This window comes from Zunongwangia sp. L-65 (assembly GCF_056859415.1).
This window is the reverse complement of the sequence record NZ_JBSXOK010000036.1, coordinates 93,763-102,711: the sequence shown is the minus strand read 5'-3', so window position 1 is coordinate 102,711 and position 8,949 is coordinate 93,763. Positions and strand designations below refer to the sequence as shown.

Genomic DNA, 8,949 nt, shown 5'->3' with positions numbered 1-8,949 from the left:
GTAGCTAGTTGGGATAACAGGGCTTCAGGTATAACTTGAAGTAACTCATTTACAGTTACCTTATGATCTTTAAAAACTGACATATAAGACTGATTATCAATATTAAAGATACAAAAAACAAAGAATAAAAGCAAGTTATTTATCTGATAACCAGTAGGTTATTCATATATTTCCTTCGGTATTATAATTAAGAAAAAAGTCTTTATAACAAAAAAGTCGGAAGAATAATCTTCGGACCATGACTGGCAAATTGCGGGCTTTTTTTATCTACTAAACTTTTTTAACTATTTAGTTTCTTCCAGTTTATAATCTAAATATCTATGAATATCGGATTCTATAAACCGAATAGCAAAGGTTATGATAGCAAAATCATCAATGTATCCTAATCCCGGGATAAAATCCGGAACAACATCTAAAGGGTTTAGAATATATAAAAAAGAAAAGGCTATCGCCGCAATGGTAAACCATGGGATGTCTTTATAAATTCCTTTTCTATAATCGTTAAGCATCGCATACATTAATTTACCAATTTCGGTATATTTTTTAAGCATACCAGAATTGATGATCTTATCAGCTACTTCTTCCTGCGATTCAGCAGCAAGTTCTACATCGCCTTCGTCAACACTTACCACTCCTTCTTTAAAGTACTCTTCGTTAACTTCTTTTTTCTTTTTGCTGAACATATTTTTAGTTGTTATAGGTTAGTTTTAATTTTTTATAAAGGGGTTAATTTCCAGGTCTTTTTTTAAATTTCGTGTTGTTAGAAACAGCTCTATTTGGTGGTTCTTGATTTATAATCGATCATTTTCGTTACCATACTCTTTTTTATAGATCTTCAGAATTAGTAAAAATAACGACACCAGTAAAGGACCAAATATTAATCCTATAAAGCCAAATATTTGCACTCCTACAATCACTCCCACCAACGTTATTAAGGTGTGTACTTTGGCCAATCGATCTAAAACCATTATTCTAATTAAATTATCTGTAGATCCTACTACTACAATACCATAGATAAGAAGGGCCACACCTTGCCAGTTTTGTCCATCGGCAAATAAAAGTATGGTGGTTGGGGCAATACCTATGGCCGTGCCAATAAAAGGAATCATAGAGCCAATTGCGGTGATACCAAACCAAAAGAACGGATCTGGAACCCCTAAAACAAGATATCCAATAAGTGCAATTAAACCTTGTACAAAGGCTACTAAAGGAATCCCAAGAGCATTAGATTTTACCAGTAAATTACTCTCTTTAGCGATAGTACTTAAATTTGCTTTTCCAAGAGGAATATAGTCTATAAGTGCCGTCTTCATTTTCTCCCGGTTTATCAGCATAAAATAGAGCATAAAATACATTAAACCTACTGCCACAAACACATTAAAAGTTCCTCCTGCCAAATTCTGGAGTTTTTCTGATACCCAGCCAGATATTGCAGAGGTATCTATCGCGCCAGTGATGTCGTAACCTACATATTCTTCCAGATGCTGTAACTGTTTTTTTATTGCCGAAACCACCATTTCAGAATTATTCACTGCTTTTCCAATTTTTGAAGTAAGCATGATAATAATTCCGCTTACAGGAATAAGTATACCTATAAACGAACCAAACATGAGTACGCCGGCAGCAACAGATGGCTTCCAACCTTTTTTAAGTAGTTTTTGCATCCAACTGGCCATTAACACGTATAGCGTTATAGCTCCTAATATCCCGGTTAAATAGGGAACCAGTTCACGGAAGATTAAAATTCCTAAAAAAAGAATAAGCAATAAGACAAAAATCTGCCGTACCAGAGCTGGTCTTAATTTATTCATATATAGATTTGATTAGTAGTTGTTGTTTTTCTAGGTTAGCTTGCGAAAAGCTGATCCATGTTTTTAAAAGATTTAAATTCAAGTGCATTCCCGCAGGGATCTTTAAAAAACATAGTGGCTTGCTCACCCACCTGTCCTTCAAACCTAACATAAGGTTCGATTATAAAATCGATATTTTTAGAGGCTAATAATTTCGAAAATTCTTGAAATACCTTCCATTCTAATACCACCCCAAAATGTGGTACAGGTACCTCTTTGCCATCTACTGGATTACTATGTTCTCCGGCAATTTCTTCTTTTGGTTTATAATGTATAACGAGCTGATGTCCAAAAAAATTAAAATCTACCCAGTGATCACTGCTACGGCCTTCACCACAGCCTAAAGTTTCCCCATAAAATTTTCTACAGGATTTTAAATCATAAACAGGTATGGCCAGATGAAATGGTTGTACTTTCATATTAGTTATTTCTTAATGCTTTTATCAGTTCGTTTTTCGTCATTTTAGAGCGTCCTTCTATACCTACTTTTTTAGCCTGTTGGTATAGATCTTCTTTAGTACGGTCTTCATATTTCTCAGCTGCGCCACCTTTTTCTCCAGAATTTTCAGTATTAGCAATTCTGGCCGACTTTTCTTTACTGTACCCCTGATCCCTTAAGGCTTCGTACTGTTCCTGATTTTTTACACGTTTCGCCATATTTTTCTATTAAAAATAGGAAGATAAACGCGATTCAAATCAGGTTTTTCGCTAATTCTCTGTTAAGATTTTTTGCGAGGTCTTTTGTGCTTATTTGGAGTTTTAGGTTTAATTCCTTTTGGTTTCGCTATTTTATTGTCATTGTTTTCGGAAAGCTGCGAAGCTTCCTCGGTTTTAGAAGAAGTATTTACTAAACGGTCGATTTCCTTAAGTTCTGCCTTGGTGATATGGCGCCATTTTCCAACAGGAATATCTAAAGGAACATTCATAATCCTAATACGCTTAAGTTTGGTTACTGCATAGCCTAAATATTCGCACATGCGCCTAATTTGGCGGTTAAGCCCTTGCGTTAAGATTATTCTGAACTCGTTTTCACCGGTTTGCTCTACAAAACATTCTCTGGTCACCGTGTCCAAAATGGGTATACCCTTGCTCATTTTTTTTACGAAGTCTGGCTGAAGAGGTTTATTCACCTTTACAATATATTCCTTTTCGTGGTTGTTACGGGCACGTAAAATTTTATTGACGATATCGCCATCACTAGTTAAAAAAATCAAGCCTTCACTGGGCTTATCTAAACGACCAATAGGGAAAATACGTTCAGGATAATTAATATAATCGATAATATTGTTTTTCTCCCGTTTTGTATCGGTTGTACAAACAATCCCTATAGGTTTATTAAATGCGATATACACATTTGGCTTCTCTTTTTCTTCTGTGGCAATTAATTCACCATCCACTTTAACTTCGTCTCCGGGAGCGATCTTTGTACCCATTTCTGGAACGAGCCCATTTATGGTTACGCGACCCTGGTCGATAAGTTTATCTGCAGCTCTTCTGGAGCAATATCCAGCTTCACTTAAAAATTTATTTATTCGGGTTAAATTCTCTTCAGCCATTATAAAACAAGTGTTTCGCAAAGATACAAGATTAAGAATTGATGCCCATATTTAAAAACTTTCAAAAAAAATTAAAACCCAGGCAACCTTTTGTAACTTTTCTGCGTCTATGTAAATAGAAGGTCTTTTGATAAGATAGCGATCAACAAAAAACACCAATTATTAAAATCATCAGGTGAAAGTAATTCAACTCTTTAAAAACGAATCTCAGCTTATAAAACGTGCTGCGCAAAACAATCGCGAAGCGCAACAAAAGCTGTATGAGATTCATTCGGGGAAAATGCTTAGCGTTTGCCGGCAGTATATTAGAGATTTACACGATGCCGAAGATGTGATGTTAAGCGCCTTTTTTAAAGTCTTTACCCATTTAAAGGATTTTAAGTTTGAGGGAAGTTTTGAAGGTTGGGTTCGCAGGATTATGATTAGGGAAGCGATAAGTTTTCTTCGGAAGAAAAAGAATCTCGAATTTCAGGAAGATGAATTTAGTAATTATACAGAAAGTTCTAATAACATCGACGAGCAATTAAGCGTAGCGCACATACAGCAGCTCATCGACGAGTTGCCTGAAGGTTATAAAATGGTGTTTGTGTTGTATGCGGTAGAAGGTTATAAGCACCAGGAAATTTCTAAAATGCTAAATATTAGTGAAGGAACTTCTAAATCTCAGCTTTTTAAAGCGAGAAAATTATTACAGGAAAAATTAACGAATAAAGAAACAGGTTATGGCGCCAATTAAATTTGAAGAGCATATAAAGGAGCAGTTGGAAGAGCGTCGTATTTCTGCGTCCGCAGCAAGTTGGGAGAAGCTTAGTGCGAGATTAGACGAAAACGAAAATCGGCAAAAATCGAATAAAAAATGGTGGTTAGGGATTGCAGCTTTGCTTGTAATTGCCATTGCGGTAGGTGGTTTTATGCTGAAGTCTGAAAATGGAACCATAGAAGAACAAATTGTAAATACACCTAATGAAAAAACTTCAGAAGAAATCCTTAAACCAGTAGAGAATTCAGGAATTCCTTCCGAAGAAAAAGAAAATAGTTCGGCTATTACTGCGGAAGAAATTAAAAGAGAAACTGAAAAAAATAAGCCTGAAATTATCCAAAATCAGCTTAAAAAAGGTATTTCGGTACATAATAAAACAGGATTGGCGGAAGTAGAGGTAAAGGAAGCGAATACAGAAGCATCTGAAAAATCAATGGCGAAAATCGATAAAATCAACCCTAATTTTATAAATCCTACGGAAACCGAAAAAGATTATATCGCACAGAATGAGAGTTTAATTCAGCATAAAATTGAAGAAGTACTGCGCTCTCTGGAAACAAATGCCGAAGATTCTATTACTGATGCTGAGGTTAATGCCTTGTTGCTGGCTGCGGCAAGCGATTTGCAAGAGAATTATCAAAAAGAATATAGCAATCAATATAGTGCAGAAGCCCTACTAGCTGAAGCCGAAAAGGAAATAGAACAATCTTTTAGAAATAAGATATTCGATCTACTTAAAGAGGGGTACAGCAAAGCTAAAAATGCTGTTGCACTCGATTAAAAACCTGAATTTTAAAGCTTTTATATACTAATCATCACCCTAAAAGGGTCATTTATCAATCGGTTTTAGAGCAGTTGCTCCAAGACACTAAAAACTAATACTTATTATGAAAACAATTATCATTTATGTTGCCTTTTTATTATCGGTATTTACAATTAATACAGTTAACGCACAAAAACAAAAAATCACAGAACAAGAGAAAATTGAGAATATAGAAAAAACCCGAAAAGAAGCCATTGAAAATGCAACAAAAGAAGAGAAGCATAATTTAGAGAAAGAGATAAGATATATTGATAATTTAGTTAGAGAAGGAAAGCTGTCTAAAGAAGAAGGCGAAGAAAAAAAGAAAAAAGCAGCAAAGCGTGCAGCAGAAAATATTAAAAATCGAATCGCTATTGCAGAAAATAACGCTGAACTTTTACTAAGAGAGCAGGAAGATACAACATCATATCACGGTAGTTATTTAATGACAATGGAATTTGCTGAAAATGGAAAAATAGCCGATTTAAATATAAAAAAACGAATAAATGATACAGAATTACAAGATCCAGATACTAAAAGAACTAAAAGTGATTTAGTATTAGCCTTTGGTTTTAATAATGCATTGGAGGATGGACAATCAATAAATGACTCGGATTTTAAATTAGCAGGAAGTCGATTTTTTGAAATTGGTCTGGCTTGGACTACCAGAGTTTTTGAAAACTCAAATTGGTTAAGAGTAAAGTATGGATTTTCTTTCCAGTTAAACGGATTAAAACCTACAGATAATCGCTACTTTGTACAAGATGGAGACATCACAAGATTAGAAGAATTTGAATACGATTTAGATAAATCAAAATTTAGAATGGATAATCTTGTAATGCCTATTCATTTCGAAATCGGGCCTTCCTCAAGAGGAGAAGCCAATGGTTATCGTAAATATTCTACTGAGGGTAAATTCAAAATTGGCTTTGGGGGATATGGTGGATTCAATATTGGTGAACGCCAAAAACTAAAATTTAATGATGGTGACGACCAGAAGAAAAAGGATAAAAGCAGTTTTAATACTAATGATCTTGTATATGGCTTAAGCGGTTACTTAAGTTTTGGAGGTACAGCACTTTATGCTAAATACGATTTAAATCCAATATTTTCCAGTCCAAATACAGAGCTTAATAATTTCTCTTTAGGCTTAAGATTTGATGTAGACTAGTCACTATATAATTTGTATTTTTGCAGACCTTGTTGCTTATGCGATGAGGTCTTTTCTATTTTCTGAAAATAAGAAAACCTTCAAAAATTATCCAAATTTGATTTCTAAAAGTACCATAGACAGTGTTTTCGAAACCGCCCGGGTAGAGGAGGTGATTCAGGATTTTGTTCAGCTTAAAAAGTCGGGCACAAATTTTAAAGGATTGAGTCCGTTTACCGATGAGCGTACACCTAGTTTTATGGTATCGCCGGTAAAGCAGATTTGGAAAGATTTTTCTAGTGGAAAAGGAGGTAATGTTGTGGCTTTTTTAATGGAGCATGAACATTATACCTATCCAGAAGCTATTAAATACCTGGCAAAAAAATACGGGATCGAAATTGAGGAAACGCAGCAAACCGACGAGCAAAAAGAGCAGGCCAATGAGCGTGAAAGTATGTATCTGGTTTCTGAATTTGCCAATAAATATTTTCAGAAGATCCTTCATAAAACCGATGCCGGTCAGGCGATCGGACTTAGTTATTTTAAAGAACGTGGTTTTACCAATGAAACCATTAAAAAATTTGAGCTTGGCTATTGTTTAGACGATTGGGATGCCTTTACCAAAGAAGCTTTGGCTGAAGGTTATAAGCTCGATTATCTGGAGAAAACTGGCTTGTCTATCGTAAAAGGGGAAAGGCAATTCGATCGTTTTAAAGGCAGAGTGATGTTTCCCATTCATTCGATGTCTGGCAGGGTTTTGGGCTTTGGAGGCCGAATTTTAACTTCAGATAAAAAAGCAGCAAAATACCTAAACTCACCAGAAAGTGAGATTTATCATAAAAGTAAGGTTCTCTACGGAATTTCGTATGCCAAACAGGCCATTGCAAAAGAAGATAATTGCTACCTGGTAGAAGGATATACTGATGTGATCCAGTTTCATCAAAGCGGGGTAGAGAATGTGGTGTCTTCTTCAGGAACTGCGTTGACCACCGAGCAAATTCGGTTAATAAGTCGTTTGACCAAAAATATCACCGTACTTTTTGATGGTGATGCCGCAGGAATAAGAGCTTCATTACGCGGTATCGATTTGATCCTGGAGCAGGGGATGAATGTGAAAGTTTGTACCTTTCCCGAAGGTGAGGATCCCGATAGTTTTGCCCGACAAAATTCAGAAGACCAGCTTAAGGAATTTTTGGCAGAAAATGCAACCGATTTTATAAGTTTTAAGGCATCTTTATTAATGAAAGATGCGAAGAACGATCCGGTGAAAAAGGCAGCTCTTATTCGTGATATGGTAAGTAGTATTGCTAAAATTCCTGATACTATCCAGCAGGAAGTGTATCTCCAGGAATGTTCAAGGATTATGGACATTTCAGAAGATGTATTGTTTTCGACCTTGGCACAGCTCACTAAAAAAGGAGAACAAGATCAAAAGAGAGCGGCGAAAAAAGACCAAAAGAGCTTTAAGGTTGTAAGGGATAATCAACCAAACCAAGAGCAACAAACCATAAGGCGGGTAGATGAATTACATGTATTGGAAAGAGGTATTGTAAGCGCGTTATTACTCTATGGGAATGAAAAACGGGAATTCGAAGAAATGTTTCTGGAAGCCGATGAATCTGGAGAGCCGGTTTTAAAAAGCGCCCATGTAGAACGAAAGGTATCGCGAAAGATCTATTTAGACTTACAGGAAGATGAGGTGGCTTTAGCTAATCCTGATTTTAGAGCGATTTATGAGCATTTGATCGAATATTATAACCGCGAGGAGAAGCTGATTATCGAGAAGTTTGTTAGTGAAATCCCACCAGAAAAATCGGCTATTGTTACCGATATTTTAATGGCCGAGGAGCAATATCAGCTAAGTGACTGGATGCGTCAGGATATTCCTGTAAAATCTAAAAATGAGCAAATCGATCGTTTGGTTTCGGAAACCATACTGAATTTTAGGCGTCATTTATTAATGAGTAAAATAAAAGAACTGCAAAGTTCGATTACCGAGCTGAATGCTGAGGTTGATAATTCAGAAAAGCTGGAAGAAATTATGGATTATATTCAGCTTCGTAAAACTATCGAAGAAAAACTAAACAGGGTAACCAGTTAAACAACCGGGTTTATTTGTAATAGTCGGGATTGAGTAATAAGCTCTGCAACGCTATCGGCATCTAATTTTTTTAGCAATCTTGCTTTATAAGTGCTTACCGTTTTTTCATTAATACTAAGTGCTTCAGCGATATCTTTGTTTCGTTTGCCGCTACTAAGAAGATTTAAAACCTCGGTCTCCCGGGAAGAAAGCTTCTTAAATCTGGAAATCTGATTTTGTCCGTTAGAAATGCCGCTATTTAACTTTTGGGTGATTTCTTCGTTTAAGTAAATTCCGCCACGGGTCACCTGCTTTATTGCTTTATGCACAATATCTGCCGGGTTTGTTTTCGAAATATATCCGGCAGCGCCCGCTTTAATGGCACTTAGTGCGTACATTTCTTCAGGGTGACAACTAAATACCAGGATTTTAATATGAGGATATTGTTGCTTTATTTGCCGTAGCGCATGGATCCCATTCAATTGCGGCAGATCAATCTCGATCATTAATACATCGGGCGCCCTGTTTTCAAGATATTTAAATAATTCTTTGCCGGTAAGAACCTGGCCAATAACGTTTATAAAATCGTTGGTTTCCAGGATATATTTAATACTTTCAGCAATTACAGGATGTTGATCCGCGATTAAAACAGTACTCATTTAGGGATGGTTATGCTTTGTTTAAAGTAATACTTTAACCTAAAATTAAGAGATAATGCCAATAAACCGCCTGTATTCATCGCAATTTCGAT

At 35.9% G+C, this 8,949-nt stretch carries 10 protein-coding genes; 4 read left to right on the top strand and 6 right to left on the bottom strand.

Annotated elements, in window-relative coordinates; genetic code table 11:
• Positions 1–284: 284 nt before the first annotated feature.
• From AC13DP_RS03435 to rluF, 5 genes are all read right to left on the bottom strand, one after another.
• Positions 285–683, bottom strand: a complete 399-nt coding sequence (locus AC13DP_RS03435; protein ID WP_347406543.1) for a YkvA family protein — start codon at positions 681–683, stop codon at positions 285–287.
• A 108-nt stretch (positions 684–791) separates the two neighbouring features.
• The gene (locus tag AC13DP_RS03430; protein ID WP_347406544.1) at positions 792–1,811 is read right to left on the bottom strand and encodes an AI-2E family transporter; all 1,020 of its coding nucleotides are present in this window, start codon (positions 1,809–1,811) and stop codon (positions 792–794) included.
• A gap of 35 nt (positions 1,812–1,846) precedes the next feature.
• Positions 1,847–2,269, bottom strand: coding sequence for a VOC family protein (locus tag AC13DP_RS03425; RefSeq protein WP_347406545.1), 423 nt, complete (start codon positions 2,267–2,269; stop codon positions 1,847–1,849).
• A 1-nt stretch (position 2,270) separates the two neighbouring features.
• Positions 2,271–2,507, bottom strand: coding sequence for a DUF7218 family protein (locus tag AC13DP_RS03420; RefSeq protein WP_272959710.1), 237 nt, complete (start codon positions 2,505–2,507; stop codon positions 2,271–2,273).
• Between the two features lie 62 nt (positions 2,508–2,569).
• Complete coding sequence (rluF, locus tag AC13DP_RS03415; RefSeq protein ID WP_347406546.1) at positions 2,570–3,406, bottom strand: 23S rRNA pseudouridine(2604) synthase RluF; 837 nt, start codon at positions 3,404–3,406, stop codon at positions 2,570–2,572.
• Between the two features lie 175 nt (positions 3,407–3,581).
• Between rluF and AC13DP_RS03410 the strand changes: the two genes are divergently transcribed.
• The 4 genes from AC13DP_RS03410 to dnaG all read left to right on the top strand — a co-directional run bounded on the left by AC13DP_RS03410 (position 3,582) and on the right by dnaG (position 8,219).
• Positions 3,582–4,142, top strand: coding sequence for an RNA polymerase sigma factor (locus AC13DP_RS03410; protein ID WP_347406547.1), 561 nt, complete (start codon positions 3,582–3,584; stop codon positions 4,140–4,142).
• On the top strand, positions 4,129–4,947 hold the full coding sequence (locus AC13DP_RS03405; protein WP_347406548.1) for a hypothetical protein: 819 nt from the start codon (positions 4,129–4,131) through the stop codon (positions 4,945–4,947). The genes AC13DP_RS03410 and AC13DP_RS03405 overlap by 14 nt, the downstream gene beginning before the upstream one ends.
• 106 nt (positions 4,948–5,053) lie before the next feature.
• Positions 5,054–6,139, top strand: a complete 1,086-nt coding sequence (locus AC13DP_RS03400; RefSeq protein ID WP_228250326.1) for a hypothetical protein — start codon at positions 5,054–5,056, stop codon at positions 6,137–6,139.
• A 97-nt stretch (positions 6,140–6,236) separates the two neighbouring features.
• Positions 6,237–8,219 (top strand): DNA primase, encoded by a 1,983-nt coding sequence (gene dnaG, locus AC13DP_RS03395; RefSeq protein WP_228250327.1) that lies wholly within the window; start codon positions 6,237–6,239, stop codon positions 8,217–8,219.
• On the opposite strand, the gene AC13DP_RS03390 is transcribed toward dnaG, so the two are convergent.
• Complete coding sequence (locus AC13DP_RS03390) at positions 8,216–8,857, bottom strand: response regulator (protein WP_347406549.1); 642 nt, start codon at positions 8,855–8,857, stop codon at positions 8,216–8,218. The two genes, dnaG and AC13DP_RS03390, sit on opposite strands and share 4 nt — an antisense overlap.
• Positions 8,858–8,949: the final 92 nt, after the last annotated feature.

Coding starts and splice junctions, on each gene's coding strand:
- AC13DP_RS03435 (WP_347406543.1), bottom strand. CDS start 683: ATGTTCAGCAAAAAGAAAAAAGAAGTTAACGAAGAGTACTTTAAAGAA.
- AC13DP_RS03430 (WP_347406544.1), bottom strand. CDS start 1,811: ATGAATAAATTAAGACCAGCTCTGGTACGGCAGATTTTTGTCTTATTG.
- AC13DP_RS03425 (WP_347406545.1), bottom strand. CDS start 2,269: ATGAAAGTACAACCATTTCATCTGGCCATACCTGTTTATGATTTAAAA.
- AC13DP_RS03420 (WP_272959710.1), bottom strand. CDS start 2,507: ATGGCGAAACGTGTAAAAAATCAGGAACAGTACGAAGCCTTAAGGGAT.
- rluF (WP_347406546.1), bottom strand. CDS start 3,406: ATGGCTGAAGAGAATTTAACCCGAATAAATAAATTTTTAAGTGAAGCT.
- AC13DP_RS03405 (WP_347406548.1), top strand. CDS start 4,129: ATGGCGCCAATTAAATTTGAAGAGCATATAAAGGAGCAGTTGGAAGAG.
- AC13DP_RS03400 (WP_228250326.1), top strand. CDS start 5,054: ATGAAAACAATTATCATTTATGTTGCCTTTTTATTATCGGTATTTACA.
- AC13DP_RS03390 (WP_347406549.1), bottom strand. CDS start 8,857: ATGAGTACTGTTTTAATCGCGGATCAACATCCTGTAATTGCTGAAAGT.